This is a genomic window from Pseudomonas sp. NPDC089918 (assembly GCF_050280605.1).
Lineage (GTDB): Bacteria > Pseudomonadota > Gammaproteobacteria > Pseudomonadales > Pseudomonadaceae > Aquipseudomonas.
The window spans coordinates 71,401-95,774 of the sequence record NZ_JBNNVP010000024.1 but is presented as its reverse complement, the minus strand read 5'-3'; the positions used below and the strand labels follow the sequence as shown (position 1 = coordinate 95,774).

Here is a 24,374-nt window from a genome sequence, read left to right as displayed (position 1 = left end):
TGAACCCGGCGCGCCTGCCCGGTAAGATGCCGGACAGAATTTTTCCACCTCGCTATTCAGGACACCCGCCATGAGCATCAAATCGGACAAGTGGATTCGCCGCATGGCGCAGGAACAGGGCATGATCGAGCCTTTCGTCGAGCGCCAGGTGCGCGGTAGCGACGATAGCCGTGTGATCTCCTACGGCGTGTCCAGCTACGGCTACGATGTGCGTTGCACCAATCACTTCAAGGTGTTTACCAACATCAATTCGGCGATCGTCGACCCGAAAAACTTCGATGCTGGCAGCTTCGTCGACATCCACAGCGACGTGTGCATCATTCCGCCGAACTCCTTCGCTCTGGCCAGCACCGTCGAATACTTCCGCATCCCGCGTAACGTATTGACCATTTGCCTGGGTAAAAGCACCTACGCGCGTTGCGGCATCATCGTCAACGTCACGCCGCTCGAGCCTGAGTGGGAAGGTCACGTGACCCTGGAGTTCTCCAACACCACCAATCTGCCGGCGAAAATCTACGCGAACGAAGGCGTGGCGCAGATGTTGTTCCTTGAGTCGGACGAAGAGTGCGAAGTCTCCTACAAGGACCGTGGCGGCAAGTACCAGGGACAGCGTGGCGTGACCCTGCCGCGTACCTGAGTCAGCCGTCTGACAAACCGTTGGAATTCCTGAGCGGGCGTACACTCTATGGAGTGTACTGCTCCGATTCGCGCAAGGCGGATCGGGCCATCGCTCAGGAGTGCTTCATGAAGATCGATCCGCGAATAAGTGCCGAACTGGCAAGGCTTGAGCCCAATCAGGTTGGCATGCTGGCCTGGTCCTTGTTGGCACATCCACCAGTCAGCACGGCAGGGGGCATCCCCGGCCAGCCTGATCCCGATACCCCCAACGAACAACCGACAGAACCCGGAGAGCCCACCCTGCCGGATGAGCCGCCTCCCGCGCCTGTTGTCTGATACCTGTAGGAGCTGCCGAAGGCTGCTACGGTGATCCGTAGCAGTGGGCGAAACCTGCGATTTTTACTTCAGGTTGCCGCTGAGGAACTGCTTCAACCGCTCACTCTTCGGATTACCCAGTACATCCTCCGGCGCACCTTCTTCTTCCACCAGCCCCTGGTGCAGGAACAGCACCTGGCTCGATACCTTGCGGGCGAAGCTCATTTCGTGGGTGACCATGATCATGGTCCGGCCTTCTTCGGCCAGGCCCTGGATGACCTTGAGCACTTCGCCCACCAGTTCCGGGTCGAGCGCCGAGGTCGGTTCGTCGAACAGCATGACTTCCGGTTCCATGGCCAGTGCGCGGGCAATGGCTACCCGTTGTTGCTGGCCGCCCGACAGGAACGCCGGGTACTGATCCGCCACGCGCGCCGCCAGGCCAACCTTGTCGAGGTAACGTCGGGCACGGTCTTCGGCTTCTTGCTTGCTGCAACCCAGGACCCGGCGCGGGGCCATGGTGATGTTTTCCAGCACCGTCATGTGGCTCCACAGGTTGAAGTGCTGGAACACCATGGCCAGGCGGGTGCGAATCCGTTGCAGCTCATCGGCGTCGGCCACGTGGATGCCATGGCGATCCTTGACCATGCGGATGTTCTGGTCGTCCAGGCTCATGGTGCCGTCGTCGGGTTGTTCGAGAAAGTTGATGCAGCGCAAAAAGGTGCTTTTGCCCGAGCCGCTGGCGCCGATCAGGCTGATGACGTCGCCGGTCTTGGCCTTGAGCGAAACGCCTTTGAGCACCTTATGATCGCCATAGCTTTTATGCAGGCCTTCAATGGTCAGTTTGTACATGGGGCATGCATCCTCAAGGCGAAAGTAGATAGCCGCTGCGATAGGCTTCGGTGCCCGCGACGTGGGCGATCACCATGCCGGCAGTGGCCATGCGCCGCAGCGAACGGGCGTACATCAGGCCGGCGGCGGTGCAATGAACAGGGGTGACGCGATCATTGATCGGGTCGATGACTTCGGCGATCAGTTGCCCGGCTTCCAGGTATTCCCCGGGCAGAGCCGTGAACACCAGCAGCCCGCCCACCGGTGTAGCCACCGGTTCGACGCCGGCCAGCGGTGTCGCCGGGTAGGGCAGTTCCGGTAATGGCGCCGGCTCACCGGCAATCGCGCCGAAATGAATCAGATAATCGATCAGCGCCTGGCTGTCGAGGCTGGCCAGCGGGTGATTGACGTCACCCTGGCCGCGTAATTCGACAGTGACTGAAAAACTGCCCAGCGGAATCTCGAACTGCTCGCCGAAGCGCTCTTTCAACTGCCACCAGAGCAGGGTGAAGCATTCATCGAACGATTGGCCACCCGAATCGGTAGCCAGCAGACTGGCTTCAGAACCGATGTAGCGCGCCAGTGGCTCGACCCTGGGCCAGGCCTCGGGCGTGGTGTAAAGGTGCGCCACGGCTTCGAAATCGCAATGCAGGTCCAGCACCATGTCCGCATCGCAGGCCAGCCGTTGCAGGGTCAGGCGCTGGGATTGCAGTTGAGTGCCTGCGGTCTGCCGCGCCAACGCCTTGCGCAGGCTGTCGCGGATCAATTCGAGGTTGCGTTGTGGATCGTCGCCGAGCAGGCCTTCGATCTCGTTGCCGACTTCTTCACTCAAGTCGACGAACCAGCGATTGAAGTTCTGCCCGCTTTCCAGCTCGTAGCGGCCCAGTGGAACGTCCATCAACACTTGTTCCAGGCCGACCGGGTTGGCCACGGGCACCAGCACGATTTCGCTGCGCAGCCGGCCGGCGGCTTCCAGCTCCGCCAGACGCTGCTTGAGGTGCCAGGCCACCAACATGCCGGGCAATTCATCGGCATGCAGGGAGGACTGAATGTAAATCTTGCCTTTGGCCGACGACGGGCCGAAGTGGAAACTGTGAATCTGTCGCACGGTCCCCGGCAGCGGGGCCAGCAGGTCATGAATCTGGTGGCGCATGTACGAGTTGTCCTAGTGAGTCGGCCCGAGGAAGGCCAGCCATCGGCGTTCGGCGAGACGGAACAGGCCGACCAGCGCAAAGGTAACGGTCAGGTAGATCAGCGCGGCGATGCCGAACGACTGGAATGTCAGGAAGGTCGCAGAGTTCGCGTCGCGAGCGACTTTCAATACATCCGGGATGGTCGCGGTGAACGCCACGGTGGTCGAGTGCAGCATCAGAATCACTTCGTTGCTGTAATAAGGCAACGAGCGACGCAGGGCTGACGGCATGATCACGTAGGCGTAGAGCTTCCAGCCTGACAGACCATAAGCCTTGGCCGCTTCGATTTCTCCGTGAGGCAGGCTGCGAATCGCCCCGGCGAAGATCTCCGTGGTGTAGGCGCAGGTGTTCAGGGCGAAGGCCAGGATCGTGCAGTTCATCGCATCGCGAAAGAACGCATCGAGGACCGGCTGGGCGCGCACGGCCGCCAGGCTGTAGATACCGGTGTAGCAAATCAGCAGCTGGATATACAGCGGCGTACCCCGGAACAGGTAGACGTAAAACTGCACTGGCCAGCGGATGTAGATCTTGGGCGAAACCCTGGCGATGGACAGCGGGATCGACGCCAGAAAGCCGATGAAGATCGAAGCGCTGAGCAGCCACATGGTCATGGCCAGGCCGGTGATGTTGTAACCGTCGGTATAAAGGAAGGGTTTCCAGTATTCCTGCAAGAGTTCGATCATCGTACGGCCTCCCGGGAGCCGGCGGCGTAGCGGCGTTCGAGCCAGCGCAGGACGACGTTGGAGGCGCTGGTGATCACCAGGTAAATCAGTGCGGCCAGCACCAGGAAGTAGAACAGTTGATAGGTGCTTTTACCGGCGTCCTGCGCGGCTTTGACCAGGTCGGCCAGGCCGATGATCGAGACCAGCGCGGTGGCCTTGAGCATCACCATCCAGTTATTGCCGATACCCGGCAGGGCGAAGCGCATCATTTGTGGGAACACCACGAAACGAAAACGCTGGCCGCGTTTGAGACCGTAGGCGGTGGCGGCTTCAACCTGGCCCCGTGGCACGGCGAGGATCGCCCCGCGAAACGTTTCGGTGAAGTACGCACCGTAAATGAAGCCCAGGGTGATGACCCCGGCGCTGAACGGGTTGATCTCGATGTATTCCCATTCCATGAAGTCGGTAAACGAGGTCAGCCAGGTTTGCAGGCTGTAGAAGATCAGCAGCATCAGCACCAGGTCGGGCACCCCACGAATCAGCGTGGTGTAGATCTGGGCCGGAACACGTACCAGTTTGACTTTTGACAGCTTGGCACTGGCGCCCAGCAAGCCGAGCAACACGGCCACCAACAGCGACAACACCGATAATTTGATGGTCATCCAGGTGCCTTCCATCAGCAACGGACCGAAGCCCTGGAGGCTGAAGGCTGAGAGCCCCAGGTTTTGTAATAGGTTTTCGAACATAAATCAGCAACCTGATCGGGTGAAAAAAGCGCCCATCGCGAGATGGGCGCCGGGCATTATTTGCCGCTGTACAAATTCAGATCGCCAAAGTGTTTCTTCTGAATGGTGGCGTAGGTGCCATCGTCGTGTAACGCTTTGATACCTTTATCCAAAAGTGCCTTGAGGTCTTTGTTACCTTTCGAGATACCGATCGCTGTTTTCGACGGCAGCAATTCGCTGTCGACCGGCTTGCTGATTTCGTAGCCTTCGCCTTTTGGTGACTTCAAGAAGCCCAGTTCGGCTTGCAGCATGTCCTGGATCGCTGCGTCGAGACGGCCGGAAGTCAGGTCGGAATACACCTGATCCTGGTTCTGATAGGCCTGGGTTTTCACGCCAGCCTTGTCCAGCACCGCTTTGGCGTACGCTTCCTGGATGGTGCCTTGCTCGTAACCGACGGTTTTACCCTTCAGCGAAGCGGCGTCTTCGGTCAGGCCGGAACCTTTCTTGAACACGTAAGCGGTTGGGCCGGAGAACAACTCGTTGGAGAAATCGATGACTTTTTCGCGGGCCGGGGTGACGGTCATCGAAGAGATCACACCGTCGAATTTATTGGCTTTCAAGCCCGGAATCATGCCGTCGAAATCGCTTTCGACCCATTTGCACTTGACCTTCAGCTCGGCGCAAATTGCATTGCCCAGGTCGATGTCGAAGCCTACCAGGCTACCGTCGGCTGCTTTGGACTCGAACGGCGCGTAAGAAGGGTCAACGCCAAAACGCAATTCTTTGTATTCCTTGGCCAGCGCGGAGCCGGCAGCCATGCACAACGCCAGTGCAGAAAGGGTCAGCAATGCTTTTTTCATTATTCAATCCCTAAGAACCAATATGAGCGCTTGTGGCGCAGAAGTACTGTTACTGAAAAGCGTAAGACCTATTAAAAGTAGCAATTTCCGAACCAGAGTCCCGAACAAGCGTTTAAAAGGTAATACAAGAAGCGGTAAAGCGGGATTTTATGCACGAAAACGGGCATCGCCAGATCCCTGCGCCTGGATGGTGCGCAGTGTGGGGAGCCCACCGCCAGATCAGCTAAGCCACAATCCATGTGGGAGCGGGCTTGCTCGCGAAGAGGGAGTGTCAGTCAACATTAATGTTGCCGGACACACCGCCTTCGCGAGCAAGCCCGCTCCCATAGGTTCTGCAACTTTACTGATCTGCATTGGTGCAACACAGAAATCAGGTCAGGCGAGCAAATCCTGCAACGTCGCCAAGTTGTCAGCCTCCTCCACCGATTTGTCCTGCCGCCAACGCAGCATTCTCGGAAACCGCACCGCAATCCCGCTCTTATGCCGCTTCGACAGGGCAATACCCTCGAATCCCAGCTCAAACACCAAAGTCGGTTTCACACTACTCACCGGTCCGAATTTTTCCACCGTGGTCTTGCGTACGATGCTGTCGACCTGACGCATTTCTTCGTCAGTCAACCCGGAGTAAGCCTTGGCGAAAGGCACCAGCGTTCGCTCGCGGGCAGAAGGAGGACCGTCCCACACCGCGAACGTGTAATCAGTGTAGAGGCTGGCCCGGCGGCCATGGCCCTGCTGGGCATAGATCAGCACCGCATCAACGCTGAACGGGTCGACTTTCCATTTCCACCACACGCCCATGTCCTTGGTCCGCCCGACGCCATACAGCGCATCGCGGGCCTTGAGCATCATGCCTTCGACGCCCAGTCTGCGGGAGGCTTCCCGTTGACGGCCAAGGTCGAACCAGTCTTCGCCGGTCAGCACGGGGGAGCTCATTAATACCGGGTTTGCGCAGTTGAGGATGAGTTGCTCCAGCTGAGTGCGGCGCGTGGCTTGGGTCTGGTTACGCCAATCCTCACCCTGCCATTCCAGCAGGTCATAGGCCAGGATCACCACGGGCACCTCATCGAGGATTTTCTTGCTCAGCGTTCTACGGCTGATCCGCTGTTGCAACAGAGCGAAGGGTTGCACGGCGGGTGACGACGTCGACTTCGGGTCGAAGGCGTCCTCGGTGCCTGGTTGTGCGGCTTTCCAGGCGACGATTTCACCGTCGATCACCGTGCCGTCGGGTAAGTCATGAACCAGGCTGTCCAGTTCGGGGAAGCGCTCGCTTAACAGCTCTTCACCTCGTGACCAGATCCACAAGCGCCCATCGCGCTTGACCACTTGAGCGCGGATGCCGTCCCACTTCCATTCCACTTGCCACTGATTGACGGGGCCGAGCAGGGCGTCGAACTGCTCGATCGGGTGCGACAACGCATGGGCGAGGAAAAACGGGTAGGGCTGACCACCCCGTTGGGCATGCTCATTGGGTGATTCGGGGGCGATCAGCTTCAGGTAACTGGCGGCGGTTGGGCGGTTGGACAGATCGGTGTAACCCACCAGCCGCTGGGCCACGCGTTTGCTGTCGAGCCCGCCCATCGCCGCCAAGGCGCGGGTAACCAGCAATTTGGAGACCCCGACACGGAAACTGCCGGTGATCAGTTTGATGCACAGCATCAGACTCTGGCGATCCAGTTGCGCCCACAAGGCGGGCAAGCATTCGGCGAGGGTTAGCGGGGGCGCGTTACGCAGCGGCAGCAGTTTGTCTTCAATCCACACCGCCAGCCCATCGGTAGAGGTGTGGGGCATTTCGGGCAGCACCAGCGAGATGGTTTCCGCCAGATCACCTACGGCCTGATAACTTTCTTCGAACAGCCAGGGCGAGAGTCCGGAAAACGCTGTGGCCATTTCCCGCAGCATTCGTACCGGCACCAATTGTCGAGGGCGCCCACCGGACAGAAAGTACACCGCCCAAGCGGCATCTTCAGGTGCGGCTTGGGCGAAATAGCTCTGCATCGCCGCCAGTTTGGCGTTGCTCGAGGTGGTGGCGTCGAGTTCGGCATACAAGTCGGCGAAGGCTTTCATGCCAGCACCTCGGCGCTCTCGGGTTCGAGGACTGTGGTTTCTTCATCATCGCCATATTCGGTGCTGAAACTCATGGCATCGAGGCCTTGTTCGCGCAGATAGCGCACCAATACCCCGATTGAACCATGGGTGACGATCACGCGTTCGGCTCCGGTTTGTTCGATGGCCCAAAGCAGGCCGGGCCAGTCGGCGTGATCCGATAGCACAAAACCGCGGTCCACACTGCGCCGGCGTCGTGTACCGCGCAAGCGCATCCAACCGCTGGCGAAGCCATCGCTGTAATCACCGAAACGCCGTACCCAAGGGCTGGCACCCGCAGAAGGAGGTGCGAGGACCAAGGCCTTGCGCATCATCGGGTCATGCTTTTTAACTTCGCCGGCATAGATCGTTGGCGGTAAATAAATGCCGCTCTCGCGATAAATCCGATTGATGGGTTCAACCGCGCCATGTACCAGAATGGGGCCGAGGCTGGCATCGATGCCGTGGAGAATCCGTTGAGCCTTGCCGAAGGCATAGCAGAACAGCACGCTGGTCTTGTCGGCCGCCGCATTGGCCCGCCACCACTGATTGATCTCGGCAAAGATCTGCGTCTGGGGTTGCCAGCGGTAAATCGGCAAGCCGAACGTCGATTCCGTGATGAACGTGTGGCAACGCACCGGTTCGAATGGCGCACAGGTGCCATCGGGCTCGGTCTTGTAATCCCCCGAGGCGACCCAGACTTCCCCGCCATATTCCAGACGTACCTGGGCAGAGCCGAGTACGTGGCCCGCGGGGTGAAAACTCAGTTTTACACCGCGGTGCAGCAATGGCTCGCCATAAGGCAAGGTTTGCAGGTTGATGTCCTGGCCCAGACGCGCACGCAGGATGGCTGCCCCCGGTGCCGCTGCCAGATAATGTTGATTGCCACGGCGAGCATGGTCGCTGTGGGCGTGGGTGATGACCGAGCGTTCGACCGGCTGCCATGGGTCGATATAGAAATCACCGGGCGGGCAGTACAAACCTTCAGGACGAGCGATAACAAGGTCCATATTGTTACCAGAATGGAGAGGCCTGTTAGCTAGGAGGTTTACGCGAGACGAGAAGTTCTATTTATTTTCGGGAAGAATGGAGGCGTTAAACAGGCCGCTTTTGCGAGCAAGCCAGTTAAGGCTTTTTAGAGAGGAATTATCGCACTTGTGGCGAGGGAGCTTGCTCCCGCTGGGGCGCGCAGCGGCCCCGAATCTGCCACCGCGCAGATCCAGTTAGAACACCGACGTCAGTTTTGCGACTGCTGCGCAGTCGAGCGGGAGCAAGCTCCCTCGCCACAATGGATTTTCAGCATCAATGGGACCGGCAGCATGCTTTCGCGAGCCTGCCCGGTCCCTCTTGAGGTTACTTGCCAGGCGTGAGGGTCAACCGCGTCTTGCCGTAGATTTTGTCAAAGTTTTGCGGCTGCATCGGCAGGCTGATGTATTGCCCCTTGAGCCATGGCTCGACGCTGTCGAGATAGTGCGCGCTGGCCGGGTTGCCGGACTGGCCGCTACCGTTCTGGCCCATCAGCGGTTCGGCCTGGCCAAAATCGACGATAAAGCGCATGGCCGGCGCCAGCGTGGTGTTGAAGTCCTGACCCCAGGTGAACGCGGCGGTGTTGAGCGTGGTGTGGTCGCCGCCGGCTGGCAGCGGACCGCGCACGGTCTGGCCACTGGCGTTCTTCCATTCGTAGCGATGCAGTTTGCCCCACTGCCAGGCTTTGTGATCGCCACCCAACTGGCTGTCCCCCGCACTGATCGCGGCCGCCAGGCTACGGGCGAGAATCGCCGGTTTGTCTTCTTTCTGCGAGGTGCGCAGGTCGTCCCAGAACGGACTGTCCTCACGGCCCAGCAGGTGATCGGCCTGAGCCGCGTAAGACAACTTGCCGTTGGCAATAAAGGCTTTCCACGCCGGGCTGCTTTCCGGGCCCAGTTCGTCGAGGAAAATCTGCTGGGTGCTTTCCTGCAAAAACAGCTCGTAGATCGCCGCGTCGGCGGAGGTCGGGCTGAGTTTGCCGTCGAAAGCCATCAAACGCGTATAAGCCTCGCGAGCCTTGCCGCGATCGGCCACCGGCAACGCTTCGATGGCTTGCTTGAGTGGCTGGGACATGCCCGGTGCTTCAAACATCTTCTTCAGCTTGGCAGCGAAGGTGGTGGTCTGGTCGTATTGCATGGCGATCAGGCTACGCGTGTCGTGTTTGCCCACGCCCGCCAGTTCGGCCATGCGTTCACCGCGCTCCGGCGCCGACCAGGAATTGGACAGTTGCATGCCGTAGCCATGGGGAATGACCCGCTGGTTGGCGGTGCCGAGCCAGCCTTGAGCCGGGTCCTGGTCATACGGATGGAGCATTGGGTCGGCGTAACCGTCCCAGTCGTAGCGACCTTCCCAGCCCGGCGACGGCAGCAAGCCTTCGCCTTCGCGACGGTTCGGGTAGCGACCGGTGACTTGCCAGCCGATGTTGCTGGCATCGGCAAACACCAGATTCAGGGCGATGGCGCGGATCTCACGGCTGGCGTCCGAGGCTTTCTCGACGCTCTGTGCTCGGGACAGATCGAAAAAGGCGTCCAGGGTTTTGTCGTCGGTGAAGTTCGGCGTCTGCAAGGCCAAGCCGAAACCATTCGCCAACGCGGTGCCTTGGGCGCTGTTGAGCAGCGGTCCATGGCGGGTTTCGTACACCGCTTCGCGAATCGGCTTCTGGCCTTTGACGAAGTAGGTTTCGTTGCGCACGATCGCCGGCTGCCATTTGCCGCTGACTTCGTAAGAAAGGCCGTTGCCCTGGCGTTTGATTTTTTCCAGGAACAGGTCCTGGTTGTCGCCCATGACCGTGGTCATGCTCCACGCCACTTTGCCGTTGAAACCACCGAGCACCATGGGTAACCCGGCAATAGTCACGCCGGAGGCCTGGTATTTCGGCGCGCGAATCTGCACGTAATTGAACAGCGACGGCACGCCCAGCGGCCCATGGCTGTCGCTGGCCAACAGGCTTTTGCCGCTGCGGCTGCGTTGCGGGGCAATCGCCCAGTTGTTAGAAGACGTGGCGCCCAGCAGATTCAGGTCGGACAGTTGGCCCGTGGCTTTGCTGATTTCGCTCAGCCCCGGGATTTGCCCATTGAGTTTGATGCCCTGAAGTTTTTCCGCTTCTGCGACTGGCAGTTTTTCATCGGGAGCAGACGGCGCAAGCCACGCCAGCTTGTCGGTACTGACTGTCTGGGCCAGCATCAATGAGGAAATTTCTTCCGGCAGGTTCGCCGATTGACTGAAATTCAGCAGGCAGAAAATCAGCGCCGAATCTTCAGGTTTCCAGTATTCCGGCTTATAGCCAGTGGCCGCGAGGTCCGCAGGCAGTTTGTCGCGGTAGCGGAACAGGTAGGCGTTGACCCCACGGGCATAGACTTCGAAGAAACGCTTGAGGCGCGGCGAAGAGGCTTTGTACAGCTCACCCGCGCTTTTCTTCAGGTTGACCGCACGCATGTAGCGGTCGGCGTCGAGCAAGTCCGAACCGGACATCTCCGCCAGACGGCCCTGGGCCAGCAAACGCAGAGTGACCATTTGGCTGATGCGGTCGCTGGCATGCACGTAGCCGAGGGTGAACAGCGCATCGTGGAAGCTATTGCTCTCGATCAGCGGCATGCCCATGGCATTGCGTCGAATCGAAACGTTCTGCGCCAGGCCTTTGAGCGGTTGCACGCCGGAGGTAGGCGGGAGGGTGTCTTGAGTGTTCCAGGTCTGACAACCGGTCAGGCTTAAAACACCGGCCACTGCTGCGGCAACGCCGAACCGGGGAAGAAAATGTGTGAGGGCTGGCGAGGCCATGGCAAAGCTCCTGCGGGGGTAGAGGCGCAATAAAGGCGCTACGTTAGTGAGCAGGAGGAAGCCGCGCAAGCGGCGGCGGTGTTATTTCTTTACGGTGATCGTTCCCACGCTCTGCGTGGGAATGCAGCCCGTGACGCTCTGCGTCACATTCAGAGCCGAACGCGGAGCGTCCGTTGAGGTATTCCCACGCGGAGCATGGGAACGATCAGAGTGCAGGGCCTCAGGATTTAGGCGGATTGACCTTGGCCACCAGCGCATACGCCTTCACCGTCGCCGGGCGGTTCTGGATGTGGGTAAACCAGCGCAATACGTTGGGGAAGTCTTCCAGGTTCTGGCTTTGCCACTTGTGAGAAACGATCCACGGGTAGATTGCCATGTCGGCAATGCTGTATTCGCTGCCGGCGACAAAGTCATTGTTGGCCAATTGCTTGTCGAGCACCCCATACAGGCGGGCGGTTTCGTCGATGTAGCGCTTGATCGCGTAGGGGATTTTCTCTGGTGCGAATTGGCTGAAGTGATGATTTTGCCCGGCCATCGGCCCCAGGCCACCCATCTGCCAGAACAACCATTGCAACGCTTGCTGGCGTCCGCGCAGATCCTTGGGCAGGAACTTGCCGGTTTTCTCCGCGAGGTACAGCAGAATCGCCCCCGACTCGAACAGTGCCAACGGTTCACCGCCATCGGCCGGCTCATGATCGACGATGGCCGGGATTTTGTTGTTCGGCGAGATCTTCAGGAATCCGGGTTTGAACTGGTCGTTCTGGCTGATGTTGATCGGGTAAACGTTGTACGGCAGGCCGGCTTCTTCCAGGAATATAGAAATCTTGTGGCCGTTGGGGGTGGTCCAGTAATACAAGTCGATCATGAAGTACTCCAAATCAAGAGACATCGTCAGGTACGGACAGCGACCGCCGGCATCAGGTCGTCCTGTTTGCGTTGGATGGCTTGCCAGTAGCAATAGGTGATGCTGAAGTGCGGGAAATTCAATGCCCCAGCAGGAGAAAAGTCGGCATGGAGCTCAAGACCAAAGCGGCGCTGATCATCATCGATCAACAAAAAGGCATCCTGCATCCCAGGTTGGGCCGTCGAAACAACCCTCAGGCCGAAGAGCGCATCCTGGAATTGCTGGGGCATTGGCGTCGAGCCGGGCGGCCGGTGATTCATGTGCAGCACCTGTCCCGCTCAGAGGATTCAGTGTTCTGGCCGCAGCAATCGGGGGTGGAATTTCAGGAGCGTTTTCAACCATCGATGGGTGAGTGGCTGATTCAGAAACAGGTGCCGGATGCCTTTTGTTCGACGGGGCTGGAAGCACGCTTGCGCGAGGCGGGGATCGATCAGTTGATCATCGTTGGTGTGGCGACCAACAACTCGGTGGAGTCCACGGCGCGAACGGCCGGGAATCTGGGGTTTGAAGCGTGGGTTGCTGAGGATGCGTGCTTTACCTTCGATAAAGCGGATTACTTTGGCAATGCTCATTCAGCCGAGGAAGTGCACGCGATGTCGCTGGGCAATTTGCATGGCGAGTATGCGACGGTCGTCGGCACAGCAGAAATATTAACGGCTGGCTGAAAACCTGTGGGAGCGAGCCTGCTCGCGATAGCGGTCTAACGGCCAAATTGATAGTGAATGTGCCTCCGTCATCGCGAGCAGGCTCGCTCCCACAGTTGATCGGCGGTGCTCACAATTTTGTGTGTTCACAAAAGATCCCTGTGGGAGCGGGCTTGCCCGCGATAGCGATTCAACAGGCGAAAAAGATATCCGCCCGAAGCATCAAGCGCCGTGGCACTTCTTGAATTTCTTGCCGTTGCCGCATGGGCAAGGGTCGTTGCGGCCGACGTCTTTCAGGGCGTTGCGCACCGGTTCCTGGTGGGCGTGGCCGCAGTTCGGGCCGTGGACATGGCCATGGTCGTGATCATGGTGGTCGTGATGGTCATGATCGTGGTTGCAGTCAGGGCCATGGACATGAGGTTGCTGGGTCATCGGGGTCACTCCGGAATTAAATCGGCGGCGATTATCACGCCATTACGCGCCAGGTGCACGTAGTGCGCGATGAATAAACCGGTTTCCAGTTCACCTTCCAGACGATAGGGAATGGGTTGGTCGGGTTTTTTCAGCAGCTTGACCAGGTCCCGGACTTTCGGCCACAGGTTGGTGCGGATCGGTACTTTAAAATAAGCACTGCGTTTGGGGCCGACCGTGAACCAGTGTTCGTGCTCGCCTTCGGTCAGCAGTATGTCCCCCAGGTGAATGCGATATTCCAGGGCACGCACCGTCAGGTCTTGGTCATTGGGATTGTCGACGCGAAAATGCAGCAGGAATTTCTGCTCCAGTAGTTTGGCCCGGACCACCTCGACCTTGACCAGATGCACCTGCGGCTCCGGCAAGTCGTCGTCGAACCACGACGCACAGCCGCCGAGCGCCAGAAACAGGAGCAGGGTGAGCAGCTGTAATGCGCGCCGTTGACGGGTCATGGTGAGGTATCTCCCTTGAGACCCAGTCTAGCCTTAAAAAGATCGCAGCCTTCGGCGGCGCCCACAGGCGCGTAGGAGCTGCCGAAGGCTGCGATCTTTTTTGCGGTCGGCGACCTCAAGCGCCAAAGTAACTCGCGCAGCACTTCTTGAACTTCTGCCCGCTGGCGCACGGGCATGCATCGTTACGTCCGGCCTTGAGTGACACGGTGGGGTCGATGAAATACCAGTGGCCGGCGTTCTGTACGAATGACGAACGTTCGCGGTGACTGTGTTCGCCGCTGCTGTCGTGCCAGCGAGCGGTGAAGGTGACGAAGGCGTGCTCCGGCTGTCCGCCGAAGACTTCGGCGCTTTCCACCTCCAGGCCCAGCCAGGTGCTTTGGGCGCTCCAGTCGCTGATCGACTGGCGATCCAGGCCGGCCTGTTGTGCGGGCAGGGTGGTCGCCACTAGATAATCGATCAACCCCAATACATAGGCGCTGTAGCGCGAACGCATCAAGACTTCGGCGCTGGGAGCGGGGTGGCCGGCGTGGTAATGGCCACAGCAGGCATCGAGCAGCGTGCCGCTGCCGCAAGGGCAAATGGATGTACTCATTGCGTTACCACCAATATTTCCCGAAGTTTTCCGGATTGGCCCAGAAGCGTGAGTTAAGCCAGTCGGGCACCTGTTTATAGTCAAGCAGATCATAGGTGAACAGGGTCAGTACTTGATCATCGCGCTGGAAGCGTTCACTGGCTTGCAGCGCCAGGGAGAAAAAGTCCGTCTCCTGCCAACCGCATGCCGGCAAGTCGGCCAGTACCGCAATGCGACTGGCATTGAGGTTGCGTATCCCGCCGAGCAGATTCAGGCCGTCGCGCTTGGGCAAGTGTTCAAGGCAATCGACCACCAGCGCCAGGTTAAACCGCTGTGCTGCCAGTTCGGCGGGCAGTGGCCCGGGTGCAGCAAAGGCGACGATGCTGTCCGGGTGTGCGAGTTTGAATGCCTCAAGCGCGGGGAATTCGCTGGCGCCAATCAGTAACAGACGCGCCGGGGCATAACGATCAAGCAAAGCGGCCAACGCTTGCTGGGGCGTGCGCGAAGAAATACCTGCAATCATCGAAGATCCTCAATCAGAGCGCCAAGATTAGCCTGCCCCAACGTCCGGGCCTAGCGTCCCTTCTGGCGGGTTTAACCAAAAAGCGCCGATCTTCCGTGAACACGGGGCAAAACAGCAATGGCCTATTGCTGGCGGAGATTAAAAGTCGGGTCTTTACTCCCTAGAATCGGTTTTAAGCCGATCCCTCAGGAGAAGAACTAGATGAGCATAATTCGGACAGCATTACCCTTGGTTCTGCTAACCAGTGTGTTGACTGGTTGCGCAGGTTTGCAGAAAACCGACTGGCCGTCCTGTGCGGCGGTCGGTGGTGTTATCGGTGCGGGGCTCGGCGCGACCGAAAGCTCGGCATGGGCGGGGTATGGCGCGCTGCTGGTCGGCGGCACGGCAGCCGCTTATTGCTGGGTGCATGGTGACGGCGACGAAGACGGCGATGGCGTACCGGACAGCCGCGACAAGTGCCCGGGCACACCTAAAGGCGTGCAGGTCGATGCCAACGGCTGCCCTCCACCCGCGCCTGCGCCGGTGGTCGAGGAGGCGGCGGTGGTCAAGGAAGAAGTCATCGTTATCCGTGATGTGCACTTCCAGTTCGACTCGGCCAAGCTCACCCCTGCCGATAAGGACGTACTCAGCACCATTGCCACGCGCCTGAAACAGGAATCCTCCACCGCCCAACTGACCGTCACCGGTCATACCGACAGTGTCGGCAGTGATGCCTACAACCAGAAACTGTCGGATAGACGCGCCCATTCAGTGGTGGAATACCTGATTTCCCAAGGCGTGCCACGCAGCAGTTTCGTGTCTGTGACCGGTGCTGGTGAAAGCCAACCGGTGGCCGATAATAAAACCGCTGACGGCCGTTCGATGAATCGGCGCACGGAAATCAAAATCAACCGCTAGGCCTCTCCCGTTCCGCGGCTTGTACAGTCGCGGATGCGGGTCTTTACTCCTGTGTGACCGGTATGGGCCGGTGACACAGGAGCATTCACAATGAGCGTTCTCACAAGGACCGTCTTGCCGGTTCTGCTGCTTGGCAGTCTTCTGACCGGTTGTGCGACTCACAGCGATGGCACCGCCCCCCTCAATCAACGTACGTGGCCGATCTGCAGCGTCATTGGCGGACTGGTCGGCGGCGGTTTGGGCGCGATCGAAAGTGGTGGCTGGGCAGCCGGTGGAGCGGCGCTCGGGATCTTGACCGGTGGCCTGATCTGCTACGCCCAGGATGGCGATGAAGACGATGATGGTGTCTTCGACCGACGTGATCGTTGCCCCGATACGCCCGCCGATACACCTGTCGAACATCACGGTTGCCCGCTGCCGCAATACCCGGCCAGCGTGAAACCTGTTGAAGCACCGGTCTCCGAAGTCATCACCCTGAACGGCAACGTGCTGTTCGCTTACAACCAATCCGAGCTGATGCCCCAAGCGCGCAGTGAGCTGGATTCGTTGATGGCCAAATTGCAGAACACCGATGTGGTGAGCATTAAAGTCATCGGTCATACCGACAGCCAGGGTTCGGACGCCTATAACCAGAAACTGTCGGAGCGTCGTGCCAGCAGCGTCGCGGCCTACCTGTTGAGCCAGGGAGTGGCGCCGAACAAACTCACCAGCGAAGGCCGGGGCGAAAGCCAACCGGTGGCCGATAACGACACGGAAGAAGGACGGGCGCAAAACCGTCGCGTGGAATTGCACATCAATCGCTAAGCTCTGTGACTAATAACCGCGTGATAGAGCCGTCGGACAACGATTCGGGTTGATCCGGCGGCTAATCCGCGACCTTCTGGAAGAATTTTCTGTTGCCCTCTGGCATATCCCGCGTGGAAGCCGTTACTGTGCGCGCAAAGAATAATTCTCAACGGAGGAGCGTATGAAGGTGTTTTGGGGGCTGGGGAAGTTGTTGACCCTGCTGTTCTGGTTGGTGGTGCTGGCCAATCTGCTCATACCGTTTGTTCATCCGTTTCACCTGCTGATCAATTTTGCAGGCACTGTGTTGGCAGGGCTCCATCTTCTGGAGCTGGTGTTCTGCAACCGCAGCCTCAAAGGTCGAGCCCATCCTTGGCGTGATCGCCTGAAGATTGTCTTTTTCGGCGTTTTCCACCTGCAAACCATTCCGGCCCCGGCCGCTTCGAAGGCCTCCCATGCGTAAACTCTGTCTGCTCGCTGCATTTATCAGCCCATTGGCCTGCGCGCAGGTGGTGAGCGTCGAAACCAACTCGCTGATGCGCTTGCCCAACACCACCAGTACCTTGCAACTGGAACGGCTGGAAGTCGCCGATTACGGGACTTTGCTGATTCCCTCGAACGTGACCGAAGTGACGGTCGGCGAGCTGCACCTGGGGCGCGACGCGCGGATTGCCATTGTGCCGAGCGAACAAGCTCTGGCGTTGAAGGTCAGCCGTGCCGAATTGGCCGAAGGCAGTCAGATCACTGCACGTGGCGCGCCGGGGACTTACCTCAAGGCCGCTCGCTCCGGACGCAATCTGGATTTGCAGATCAAAGCGTTGAACGCGCCGCAATTGTCGGTAGACGCTCGCGGTGGCGCGGGAGCTCCAGGTTTTGTCGGCCTTGATGGGGCTAATGGTCAAGCACCGGGTTGTACCTGGGGCCAGGCCGGTCGCGGCGCCGATGGCAGTAATGGCAGCGACGGCCAGCCGGGCGCACCAGGGGCGCTGGTTCGGCTGGAAGTGCCGCGTGATTACCCTGCGCAGCAGATCAAGGTCGAGGTTGCGGGCGGGGTTGGTGGCGCGGCAGGTCCGGGGGGTAAACCTGGCGCGGGCGGCAAGGCCAAGGGCTGCGTCGTCTATAAAGCCGATGGCGGCAAGAGCGGTCGTCCCGGTGTCGACGGTCAGCCAGGGCCTGCGGGAGTGGCGGGTTCGGTGACGATTCAGCGGTTGTAAGCCCTCAAGCGATCGTTCCCACGCTCTGCGTGGGAACGCAGCCCGTGACGCTCCGCGTCACTGGACGCGGAGCGTCCCTTGAGGCATTCCCACGCAGAGCGTGGGAACGATCACGGCCGAGCAGCAGCAATCGCCACCAGCACCAACCCGACCACCAGATTAATCCCCACCAACCGGCGAATCCTGCCCAGCACCGCCGCGCCCGTCGGCCAATCCTGAGCCGCCACCGCCGTGCGCAATTCCGGCAGCATCAGCGCCTGAATCCGGATAAACAGCGCCGTCATCACCACATACAATCCCATCATCACCTGCACATACCGCGGCGCCGCTTCAAACCCCGCGAACTGCAGATGAATCATGCCCACACCGCTGATCGGCAAAAGCACTACGGCGATCCAGACCCAGCGGAAAAAACCTTGAAACACTTCCACCCACAGCTTCAGCCGGGCAGGGCCTTCCAGCGCCTTCATCGCCGCGGGCCGCAAGACCATCCAGGCGAAAAACATGCCGCCGACCCAAACCAGGGCGGCCAGGACATGCAGGGTATAAACGATGCCAAAAGGTGTCATTGAGGTACTCCGTTCTGCGCGGGATTAATTAGCGCGGTATGATAGCGGCCGATCCCAACTACTGAAAATTTATCCAGCGTTTTTGCGCCCGACAATCCATGATCAGCACCGAACTCAAAACCACGATCCAGGGCGCCTACTCGCGTTTTCTCGAAGCCAAGAGCCTCAAGCCGCGCTACGGCCAACGCCTGATGATCGCCGAAATTGCCAAAGTCCTCGGTGACATCGACACCGACGACGAAGGCCGGCGCAGTGGCGACCCCGCGATTGTCGCGGTGGAAGCCGGCACCGGTACCGGCAAAACCGTGGCCTACAGCCTGGCGGCCATCCCTGCCGCGAAGGCCGCCGGCAAGCGTCTGGTGATCGCCACGGCTACCGTGGCCCTGCAAGAGCAGATCGTCTACAAGGATTTGCCCGACCTGATGCGCAACAGCGGGCTGAATTTCAGCTTCGCCCTGGCCAAGGGCCGGGGCCGCTACATGTGCCTGTCCAAGCTGGATATGTTGCTCCAGGAAGGTCATGCGCAGACTGCCACCGCGCAGCTGTTCGAAGAAGAAGGCTTCAAGATCGAGGTTGATGAGGCCAGCCAGAAGCTGTTCACCAGCATGATCGAGAAGCTCGCCGGCAATAAGTGGGACGGCGATCGCGACAGTTGGTCGACGGCGCTGGAAGACGCCGACTGGGCGCGCCTGACGACCGATCACAGTCAGTGCACCAACCGTCATTGCCCGAACTTCGGCCAGTGCGCCTTCTACAAGGCCCGCGAAGGCATGGGCAAAGTTGATGTGATTGTCACCAACCACGACATGGTCCTGGCCGACCTGGCCCTGGGCGGCGGTGCGGTTCTGCCGGACCCGCGTGACACCATCTATGTGTTCGACGAAGGCCACCACCTGCCGGACAAAGCCATCGGCCACTTCGCGCATTACACCCGTTTGCGTTCCACCGCCGACTGGCTGGAAACCACCGCCAAGAACCTCACCAAATTACTCGCCCAGCACCCGCTGCCGGGCGATCTGGGCAAGTTGATCGAGCAGGTGCCGGAGCTGGCCCGGGAGATCAAGACCCAGCAGCAGTTCATGTTCAGCGCCTGTGAGCAAGCCGCCGACTTCAAGCCCGGCGAAGACGTCGAAGGTCGCGAGCGGCCGCGTCACCGATTCGTCGGCGGGGTGATTCCCGAGCACATGCGCGAAATGGGCATCGAGCTGAAGAAGGGCTTTGCCCGCCTGACCGACCTGTTCACCCGGCTCACTGAACTGCTCAAGGAAGGCATGGATGGCGAGGTCAACATCGGCATCGCCAGTAACCAGGCCGAAGAGTGGTATCCACTGTTCGGCAGCCTGTTGTCGCGCTCTTCGGGCAACTGGGAGCTGTGGACCGCTTTCACCGTCGAAGACCCGGAAGACAACCCGCCCATGGCCCGTTGGCTGACCCTGGCCGAAAGCGGTTCGCTGTTCGACATCGAGGTCAATGCCAGCCCGATCCTCGCGGCGGATATGCTCCGGCGCAACCTGTGGAACGTGGCTTACGGGGCGCTGGTGACATCGGCGACCCTGACCGCTCTCGGCACTTTCGACCGCTTCCGTATGCGTGCCGGTCTGCCTAAAACAGCCGTGACCGCCGTGGTCCCGAGCCCGTTTCATCACGCCGATGCCGGTGTGTTGCGGGTGCCGGACCTCAAAGCCGACCCGCGTGATGCGCCGGCTCATACCGCAGCGATCATCCGCGACCTGCCGCAACTGGTAGAAGGTTCACGTGGCACCCTGGTGCTGTTCTCCTCACGCAAACAGATGCAGGACGTGTTCGACGGTCTGGACCGCGACTGGCGCAAGCAAGTGTTCATTCAAGGCAACCTGTCGAAGCAGGAAACCCTGAACAAGCACAAGGCGCGGGTCGATGGCGGGGATTCGAGCGTGTTGTTCGGCCTGGCGAGTTTCGCCGAAGGCGTGGATTTGCCCGGTGCCTACTGCGAACACGTGGTGATCGCCAAGATTCCGTTCTCGGTGCCCGACGATCCGGTCGAAGCGGCGCTGGCGGAATGGATCGAGGCCCGCGGTGGCAATCCGTTCATGGAAATCTCCGTGCCGGATGCCTCGCTGAAGCTGGTCCAGGCTTGCGGGCGCCTACTGCGGACCGAAGAAGACCGCGGCACCATCACCTTGCTCGACCGTCGTCTGGTCACCCAGCGTTACGGCAAGGCAATCCTCAATGCGTTGCCACCCTTCCGTCGTGAAATTTCCTGATACACCGGTGGGCAAATTTGCCCGCCGCGTTGTCTATCTCTCTGCCATCGCTTTTCCACTGGCCCATTGAAGGTCGTTAGGGAGAACCTCGTTCCTATGATTCGCCGTTCGTTGCCTGCTGTTTTCGCTCTGATGTTCGCAGCCCCTTTGCTGGCGGCCCCTGCCGGCCAACAGACGCTGTTCAACTTTGTGCGTCCCGCCGATGTGGTCCAGGTGGCGACCCAGGACGCCAGCCTGCCGCAATCGAACGCGGAGCAAACGGCCGAAGGTGAAGTGCTGCGCCGCGTGACCTTCAACCCTGTGGCCCAGCCGACGTTGCGTCTGACGCCGCAGACCGGTGCCTGGGACTGGTCGCAGTCGGGTGTCATGAGCCTGCGGATCCAGAGCGCGATGAACTGGGCCGTGACCCTGTACGTGAAAATCCAGAGCAACGACGGCAAGACCCTGGTCAGCCGCGTCGATCTGCCGGCCGGCCCGGCGCAAACCCTGCTGGTGCCACTGCAGCCGAGTACACCTTTGAGCCAGGGCATGAAAGCCGGCCCGCCGATGCCGATCAACTTCGAAGGCCAGCGTGTATTGCTGGCCAGCAGCGCCGGTGAGCTGGACCGCAGCCAAGTGGTGTCAGTGACCTTGTCGATGGATCAGCCCAAAGTCGCCCAAAGCATCCTGCTCGAGCGCTTCGGCGTGCAGGATGGCGAGGCTGTCACCAAGGCCGCTTATGGCGGTCTGGTGGACGCCTACGGCCAATCGACCCGGGCCAAATGGCCGGAGAAGGTCAGCAGCGACGAGCAACTGAAATCCGCTGCGACCAAAGAACAGCAACAACTGAAAAGCTGGCTGGCCGAGCGTGAGAAGCAGTCCCTGGACAAGTTCGGCGGCTGGACCAAAGGCCCTGCGTTCAAGGCCAGCGGCTTTTTCCGCACAGAAAAACGTGACGGTCGCTGGTACCTGGTGACCCCGGAAGGGCATCCGTTCTATTCCCTCGGCGTCAACAGCGTGAACCCGAGCGTCAACCAGACCTACGTCGCCGGTCGCGAGTGGATGTTCGAGTCCCTGCCCAAACCCGACGAGCCCCTTGCCAGCTACTATGGCGAAGGCGACAACCGTGGCGGCAATGGCGCCGATCAGGGCCGAGCCTACAATGCCGGGCGCTGGTACGATTTCTATGGCGCCAACCTGCAGCGTCTGTATGGCGAGCCTTGCGCACCGGGCAGCGACACCAAGGCCGGTGTTGCCCAAGCGGCCAAGGCCGATGCGGTCGAGGCGACGGCAGCCAAGGCCACAGAGCAATCAGCCGCTCCTGCGGCGACCGAATCCGGCGCCGGGGTTGCCGAAGCGGCCAAGACTGGCGCCGTTGAAGCGTCAGTCGAAAAAGCGGCCGAGCAAACAACCGTCGAGACTTGCAAAGTGGTTTTCGACGAAAAGCGTTGGGCCAGTCACACCCTCGATCGCCTGCAAGCCTGGGGTTTCAACACCCTCGGCAACTGGAGCGCACCGGTGTTTGGCAACGCTGACCGAGTGCCATACACCCTGCCGCTGTCGATCGTCGGCGATTACGCCAGCATCAGCACCGGCACCGATTGGTGGGGCGGTATGCCCGATCCGTTCGATCCGCGTTTCGCCATGGCCACCGAGCGCGCCGTGGCCATCGCCGCCCGCGACCATCGCGACGATCCGTGGCTGATCGGTTACTTCGCCGACAATGAACTGGCCTGGGCCGGTCCCGGCGATGACCCGAAGGCTCGTTACGCGCTGGCCTACGGCACTTTGAAAATGACCACCGATGTGCCGGCCAAGCGTGCCTTCCTCAAACAGCTGCGTGACAAGTACCGCAACCAGGCGGGCCTTTCCAAGGCATGGGGCATTGATCTGCCGGCCTGGGAATTGATGGAAGACCCGGGCTTCGTGCCGCCGCAGCCGAGCGCCGAGTACCCGGAAATCGAAGCCGACTTCAAATACTTCCAGAAAGTGTTCGCAGACACGTACTTCAAAACCGTCTCCGACTCGCTCAAGTGGCATGCGCCGAACCAGTTGTTGCTGGGTGGCCGTTTTGCCATCAGCACCCCGGAAGCCGTCGAGTCCTGCGCGCAATACTGCGACGTGTTGAGCTTCAATATGTACACCTTGCAACCCCAGGACGGTTACGACTTCGCCAGACTGCGCAGCCTGGACAAGCCCGTACTGATCACCGAATTCAACTTCGGATCGGCGGATCGCGGCCCGTTCTGGGGTGGCGTGACGCAACTGGCCAAAGAAGAAGACCGCGGCCCGGCCTACGCCAACTTCCTCAAACAAGCGATGAGCGAACCCTCGATTGTCGGGGTGCATTGGTTCCAGTACCTCGATCAACCGGTGACCGGTCGCCTGCTGGATGGCGAGAACGGTCACTTCGGGCTGGTGGGCATTACTGACCTGCCGTTCCAGGGCTTTGTCGACACGGTACGCAAAAGCAATGTGCAGACTGTCGATCAACTCGGCAAAGAGGCCGAGAAGGCCAGAGCCGAGGCGGAAAACCATGAAGGCAAGGGCGGCAAGCAAGGCGCTGCCGGCAAAGGTGCGGAGAAGGGCGCCGGTCATGCGGGTGGGCATTCGGGCAATGGTCATTAAGCACTGAGATCCCCTGTGGCGAGGGAGCTTGATCCCGTTGGACTGCGCAGCAGTCCCATTCTGGGAATAGGGGGCCGCTCCGCGCCCCAACGGGAGCAAGCTCCCTCGCCACAGAGGCTCCTGATTAATTCCATGGGCGACCGCCCGGCCCGACCCTGTTCCCAAATCCCTCAAGGGCTGGAACAATGCGGGCCACTTTATAGAGCGTTTATCCGGGAGAGTTGTGGGTGCAGATTCAGGGTCATTACGAGCTTAAGTTCGAAGCGGTGCGCGAAGCTTTTGCAGCGCTGTTCGACGATCCTCAGGAGCGTGGCGCGGCGTTGTGCATCCGGATTGGCGGTGAAACTGTCCTCGACCTCTGGGGTGGTACCGCTGACAAGGACGGCACCGAAGCCTGGCACAGCGACACCATTGCCAACCTGTTTTCCTGCACCAAGACCTTCACCGCCGTGACCGCGCTGCAATTGGTGGCCGAAGGCAAGCTGCAACTGGATGTCCCGGTCGCCCGCTACTGGCCCGAGTTCGCTGCCGCCGGCAAAGAATCCGTGACCCTGCGCCACTTGCTCTGCCATCAGGCCGGCCTGCCGGCCCTGCGCGAATTGTTGGCGCCAGAAGCACTTTACGACTGGCAGACCATGGTCGATGCCCTGGCTGCCGAAGCGCCATGGTGGAAGCCGGGTGAAGGTCACGGTTATGCGGCGATCACCTATGGCTGGCTGGTCGGTGAGTTGCTGCGTCGCGCCGACGGTCGTGAGCCGGGCGAGTCCATCGTGGCGCGGGTCGCGAAGCCCTTGGGGCTGGACTTCCACGTCGGCCTCGCCGACAAAGAATTTCATCGCGTGGCACACATTGCCCGCAGCAAGGGCAACCTTGGCGATGCCGCGGCCCAGCGCTTGCTGCAAGTGACCATGCGCGAGCCGACGGCCATGAGCACGCGGGCCTTTACCAACCCGCCGTCTATAATGACTAGCACCAACAAACCGGAATGGCGGCGCATGCAGCAGCCGGCCGCCAATGGCCATGGCAATGCCCGCAGCCTGGCCGGGTTCTACGCCGGTTTGCTCGACGGCAGTCTGCTGGAAAGCGAAATGCTCGACGAGCTGACCCGCGAACACAGCGTCGGCGAAGACAAGACTTTATTGACCCGGACCCGCTTCGGCCTGGGTTGCATGCTCGATCAACCGGACGTACCCAACGCCACCTACGGCCTCGGCCCACGGGCGTTCGGTCACCCCGGCGCCGGCGGTTCCATCGGTTTTGCTGACCCAGAACACGATGTGGCCTTCGGCTTTGTGACAAATACCCTGGGGCCGTACGTCTTGATGGATCCACGAGCGCAAAAGCTTGTGCGAGTACTGGCCACTTGTCTGTAAATCACGCTTAAGGGGGCCAGGGCCGGAACCCGAAAG

At 60.2% G+C, this 24,374-nt stretch carries 25 protein-coding genes; 10 read left to right on the top strand and 15 right to left on the bottom strand.

The window, feature by feature from the left end; genetic code table 11:
• Window positions 1-70: 70 nt before the first annotated feature.
• On the top strand, window positions 71-637 hold the full coding sequence (gene dcd, locus ACQKPC_RS18105) for a dCTP deaminase (protein ID WP_008030058.1): 567 nt from the start codon (window positions 71-73) through the stop codon (window positions 635-637).
• A gap of 107 nt (window positions 638-744) precedes the next feature.
• Complete coding sequence (locus tag ACQKPC_RS18100; RefSeq protein WP_427625775.1) at window positions 745-954, top strand: hypothetical protein; 210 nt, start codon at window positions 745-747, stop codon at window positions 952-954.
• Window positions 955-1,017: 63 nt separating this feature from the next.
• Here ACQKPC_RS18100 and ACQKPC_RS18095 read toward each other — a convergent pair whose 3' ends face one another.
• The 10 genes from ACQKPC_RS18095 to ACQKPC_RS18050 all read right to left on the bottom strand — a co-directional run bounded on the left by ACQKPC_RS18095 (window position 1,018) and on the right by ACQKPC_RS18050 (window position 12,251).
• Window positions 1,018-1,782, bottom strand: a complete 765-nt coding sequence (locus ACQKPC_RS18095) for an ABC transporter ATP-binding protein (protein ID WP_427625774.1) — start codon at window positions 1,780-1,782, stop codon at window positions 1,018-1,020.
• 13 nt (window positions 1,783-1,795) lie between these two features.
• The gene (locus ACQKPC_RS18090) at window positions 1,796-2,914 is read right to left on the bottom strand and encodes a succinylglutamate desuccinylase/aspartoacylase family protein (RefSeq protein WP_427625773.1); all 1,119 of its coding nucleotides are present in this window, start codon (window positions 2,912-2,914) and stop codon (window positions 1,796-1,798) included.
• 12 nt (window positions 2,915-2,926) lie between these two features.
• A complete protein-coding gene (locus tag ACQKPC_RS18085) occupies window positions 2,927-3,637 on the bottom strand; it encodes an ABC transporter permease (protein ID WP_007904660.1) in 711 nt (236 codons plus the stop codon).
• Entirely contained in the window at window positions 3,634-4,362 is a 729-nt protein-coding gene (locus ACQKPC_RS18080; protein ID WP_427625772.1) for an ABC transporter permease, read from the bottom strand. The genes ACQKPC_RS18085 and ACQKPC_RS18080 overlap by 4 nt, the downstream gene beginning before the upstream one ends.
• Before the next feature lie 56 nt (window positions 4,363-4,418).
• Window positions 4,419-5,201, bottom strand: coding sequence for a transporter substrate-binding domain-containing protein (locus ACQKPC_RS18075; protein WP_427625771.1), 783 nt, complete (start codon window positions 5,199-5,201; stop codon window positions 4,419-4,421).
• A 375-nt stretch (window positions 5,202-5,576) separates the two neighbouring features.
• Window positions 5,577-7,265 (bottom strand): ATP-dependent DNA ligase, encoded by a 1,689-nt coding sequence (locus ACQKPC_RS18070; protein WP_427625770.1) that lies wholly within the window; start codon window positions 7,263-7,265, stop codon window positions 5,577-5,579.
• On the bottom strand, window positions 7,262-8,293 hold the full coding sequence (locus tag ACQKPC_RS18065) for a ligase-associated DNA damage response exonuclease (RefSeq protein WP_427625769.1): 1,032 nt from the start codon (window positions 8,291-8,293) through the stop codon (window positions 7,262-7,264). The genes ACQKPC_RS18070 and ACQKPC_RS18065 overlap by 4 nt, the downstream gene beginning before the upstream one ends.
• A 343-nt stretch (window positions 8,294-8,636) precedes the next feature.
• Window positions 8,637-11,087, bottom strand: coding sequence for a penicillin acylase family protein (locus ACQKPC_RS18060; RefSeq protein ID WP_427625768.1), 2,451 nt, complete (start codon window positions 11,085-11,087; stop codon window positions 8,637-8,639).
• A gap of 220 nt (window positions 11,088-11,307) precedes the next feature.
• Entirely contained in the window at window positions 11,308-11,952 is a 645-nt protein-coding gene (locus tag ACQKPC_RS18055; RefSeq protein WP_427625767.1) for a glutathione binding-like protein, read from the bottom strand.
• 26 nt (window positions 11,953-11,978) lie between these two features.
• Window positions 11,979-12,251 carry a hypothetical protein gene (locus ACQKPC_RS18050; protein WP_427625783.1) on the bottom strand — a complete coding sequence of 91 codons (273 nt, stop codon included), beginning with the start codon at window positions 12,249-12,251 and terminating at the stop codon, window positions 11,979-11,981.
• On the opposite strand from ACQKPC_RS18050, the gene ACQKPC_RS18045 reads away from it, so the two are divergent.
• A complete protein-coding gene (locus tag ACQKPC_RS18045) occupies window positions 12,132-12,656 on the top strand; it encodes a cysteine hydrolase family protein (protein ID WP_427625782.1) in 525 nt (174 codons plus the stop codon). The two genes, ACQKPC_RS18050 and ACQKPC_RS18045, sit on opposite strands and share 120 nt — an antisense overlap.
• A gap of 201 nt (window positions 12,657-12,857) precedes the next feature.
• Here the strand turns inward: ACQKPC_RS18045 and ACQKPC_RS18040 are convergent, their stop codons facing one another.
• The 4 genes from ACQKPC_RS18040 to ACQKPC_RS18025 all read right to left on the bottom strand — a co-directional run bounded on the left by ACQKPC_RS18040 (window position 12,858) and on the right by ACQKPC_RS18025 (window position 14,652).
• Window positions 12,858-13,067 (bottom strand): SEC-C metal-binding domain-containing protein, encoded by a 210-nt coding sequence (locus ACQKPC_RS18040; protein ID WP_007906737.1) that lies wholly within the window; start codon window positions 13,065-13,067, stop codon window positions 12,858-12,860.
• Window positions 13,068-13,072: 5 nt separating this feature from the next.
• Window positions 13,073-13,558: an LEA type 2 family protein gene (locus ACQKPC_RS18035; RefSeq protein WP_427625766.1), complete on the bottom strand. Its 486-nt coding sequence runs from the start codon at window positions 13,556-13,558 to the stop codon at window positions 13,073-13,075.
• A 115-nt stretch (window positions 13,559-13,673) separates the two neighbouring features.
• A complete protein-coding gene (locus ACQKPC_RS18030) occupies window positions 13,674-14,150 on the bottom strand; it encodes a YchJ family protein (protein WP_123499295.1) in 477 nt (158 codons plus the stop codon).
• A gap of 4 nt (window positions 14,151-14,154) precedes the next feature.
• Entirely contained in the window at window positions 14,155-14,652 is a 498-nt protein-coding gene (locus ACQKPC_RS18025; RefSeq protein ID WP_427625765.1) for a DUF6231 family protein, read from the bottom strand.
• A gap of 201 nt (window positions 14,653-14,853) precedes the next feature.
• Here ACQKPC_RS18025 and ACQKPC_RS18020 point away from each other — a divergent pair, with 201 nt between their 5' ends.
• The 4 genes from ACQKPC_RS18020 (at window position 14,854) to ACQKPC_RS18005 (ending at window position 17,546) form a co-directional block, all read left to right on the top strand.
• Window positions 14,854-15,549, top strand: a complete 696-nt coding sequence (locus ACQKPC_RS18020) for an OmpA family protein (RefSeq protein WP_123499290.1) — start codon at window positions 14,854-14,856, stop codon at window positions 15,547-15,549.
• Window positions 15,550-15,639: 90 nt separating this feature from the next.
• Window positions 15,640-16,353 carry an OmpA family protein gene (locus tag ACQKPC_RS18015; protein ID WP_427625764.1) on the top strand — a complete coding sequence of 238 codons (714 nt, stop codon included), beginning with the start codon at window positions 15,640-15,642 and terminating at the stop codon, window positions 16,351-16,353.
• Window positions 16,354-16,516: 163 nt separating this feature from the next.
• On the top strand, window positions 16,517-16,795 hold the full coding sequence (locus ACQKPC_RS18010; RefSeq protein WP_032830505.1) for a DUF1145 domain-containing protein: 279 nt from the start codon (window positions 16,517-16,519) through the stop codon (window positions 16,793-16,795).
• A complete protein-coding gene (locus ACQKPC_RS18005) occupies window positions 16,788-17,546 on the top strand; it encodes a collagen-like triple helix repeat-containing protein (protein WP_427625763.1) in 759 nt (252 codons plus the stop codon). Before ACQKPC_RS18010 ends, ACQKPC_RS18005 begins: the two co-directional genes overlap by 8 nt.
• A gap of 110 nt (window positions 17,547-17,656) precedes the next feature.
• On the opposite strand, the gene ACQKPC_RS18000 is transcribed toward ACQKPC_RS18005, so the two are convergent.
• Entirely contained in the window at window positions 17,657-18,115 is a 459-nt protein-coding gene (locus ACQKPC_RS18000) for a CopD family protein (protein ID WP_427625762.1), read from the bottom strand.
• Window positions 18,116-18,213: 98 nt separating this feature from the next.
• Between ACQKPC_RS18000 and dinG the strand changes: the two genes are divergently transcribed.
• The 3 genes from dinG to ACQKPC_RS17985 all read left to right on the top strand — a co-directional run bounded on the left by dinG (window position 18,214) and on the right by ACQKPC_RS17985 (window position 24,338).
• Entirely contained in the window at window positions 18,214-20,358 is a 2,145-nt protein-coding gene (gene dinG, locus ACQKPC_RS17995) for an ATP-dependent DNA helicase DinG (protein ID WP_218398340.1), read from the top strand.
• A 96-nt stretch (window positions 20,359-20,454) separates the two neighbouring features.
• A complete protein-coding gene (locus tag ACQKPC_RS17990; RefSeq protein ID WP_427625761.1) occupies window positions 20,455-22,965 on the top strand; it encodes a beta-agarase in 2,511 nt (836 codons plus the stop codon).
• 227 nt (window positions 22,966-23,192) lie between these two features.
• Entirely contained in the window at window positions 23,193-24,338 is a 1,146-nt protein-coding gene (locus ACQKPC_RS17985) for a serine hydrolase domain-containing protein (RefSeq protein ID WP_427625760.1), read from the top strand.
• Window positions 24,339-24,374: the final 36 nt, after the last annotated feature.

Excerpts from the sequence above, each read along its gene's own strand:
- ACQKPC_RS18010 (WP_032830505.1), top strand. The coding sequence starts at position 16,517 with ATGAAGGTGTTTTGGGGGCTGGGGAAGTTGTTGACCCTGCTGTTCTGG.
- ACQKPC_RS18005 (WP_427625763.1), top strand. The coding sequence starts at position 16,788 with ATGCGTAAACTCTGTCTGCTCGCTGCATTTATCAGCCCATTGGCCTGC.
- ACQKPC_RS18040 (WP_007906737.1), bottom strand. The coding sequence starts at position 13,067 with ATGACCCAGCAACCTCATGTCCATGGCCCTGACTGCAACCACGATCAT.
- ACQKPC_RS18065 (WP_427625769.1), bottom strand. The coding sequence starts at position 8,293 with ATGGACCTTGTTATCGCTCGTCCTGAAGGTTTGTACTGCCCGCCCGGT.
- ACQKPC_RS18055 (WP_427625767.1), bottom strand. The coding sequence starts at position 11,952 with ATGATCGACTTGTATTACTGGACCACCCCCAACGGCCACAAGATTTCT.
- ACQKPC_RS18075 (WP_427625771.1), bottom strand. The coding sequence starts at position 5,201 with ATGAAAAAAGCATTGCTGACCCTTTCTGCACTGGCGTTGTGCATGGCT.
- ACQKPC_RS18035 (WP_427625766.1), bottom strand. The coding sequence starts at position 13,558 with ATGACCCGTCAACGGCGCGCATTACAGCTGCTCACCCTGCTCCTGTTT.
- ACQKPC_RS18020 (WP_123499290.1), top strand. The coding sequence starts at position 14,854 with ATGAGCATAATTCGGACAGCATTACCCTTGGTTCTGCTAACCAGTGTG.
- dinG (WP_218398340.1), top strand. The coding sequence starts at position 18,214 with ATGATCAGCACCGAACTCAAAACCACGATCCAGGGCGCCTACTCGCGT.
- ACQKPC_RS18000 (WP_427625762.1), bottom strand. The coding sequence starts at position 18,115 with ATGACACCTTTTGGCATCGTTTATACCCTGCATGTCCTGGCCGCCCTG.
- ACQKPC_RS18095 (WP_427625774.1), bottom strand. The coding sequence starts at position 1,782 with ATGTACAAACTGACCATTGAAGGCCTGCATAAAAGCTATGGCGATCAT.
- ACQKPC_RS18085 (WP_007904660.1), bottom strand. The coding sequence starts at position 3,637 with ATGATCGAACTCTTGCAGGAATACTGGAAACCCTTCCTTTATACCGAC.
- ACQKPC_RS18100 (WP_427625775.1), top strand. The coding sequence starts at position 745 with ATGAAGATCGATCCGCGAATAAGTGCCGAACTGGCAAGGCTTGAGCCC.
- ACQKPC_RS18050 (WP_427625783.1), bottom strand. The coding sequence starts at position 12,251 with ATGAATCACCGGCCGCCCGGCTCGACGCCAATGCCCCAGCAATTCCAG.
- dcd (WP_008030058.1), top strand. The coding sequence starts at position 71 with ATGAGCATCAAATCGGACAAGTGGATTCGCCGCATGGCGCAGGAACAG.
- ACQKPC_RS18030 (WP_123499295.1), bottom strand. The coding sequence starts at position 14,150 with ATGAGTACATCCATTTGCCCTTGCGGCAGCGGCACGCTGCTCGATGCC.
- ACQKPC_RS17990 (WP_427625761.1), top strand. The coding sequence starts at position 20,455 with ATGATTCGCCGTTCGTTGCCTGCTGTTTTCGCTCTGATGTTCGCAGCC.
- ACQKPC_RS18070 (WP_427625770.1), bottom strand. The coding sequence starts at position 7,265 with ATGAAAGCCTTCGCCGACTTGTATGCCGAACTCGACGCCACCACCTCG.
- ACQKPC_RS18080 (WP_427625772.1), bottom strand. The coding sequence starts at position 4,362 with ATGTTCGAAAACCTATTACAAAACCTGGGGCTCTCAGCCTTCAGCCTC.
- ACQKPC_RS18090 (WP_427625773.1), bottom strand. The coding sequence starts at position 2,914 with ATGCGCCACCAGATTCATGACCTGCTGGCCCCGCTGCCGGGGACCGTG.
- ACQKPC_RS18025 (WP_427625765.1), bottom strand. The coding sequence starts at position 14,652 with ATGATTGCAGGTATTTCTTCGCGCACGCCCCAGCAAGCGTTGGCCGCT.
- ACQKPC_RS18015 (WP_427625764.1), top strand. The coding sequence starts at position 15,640 with ATGAGCGTTCTCACAAGGACCGTCTTGCCGGTTCTGCTGCTTGGCAGT.
- ACQKPC_RS18060 (WP_427625768.1), bottom strand. The coding sequence starts at position 11,087 with ATGGCCTCGCCAGCCCTCACACATTTTCTTCCCCGGTTCGGCGTTGCC.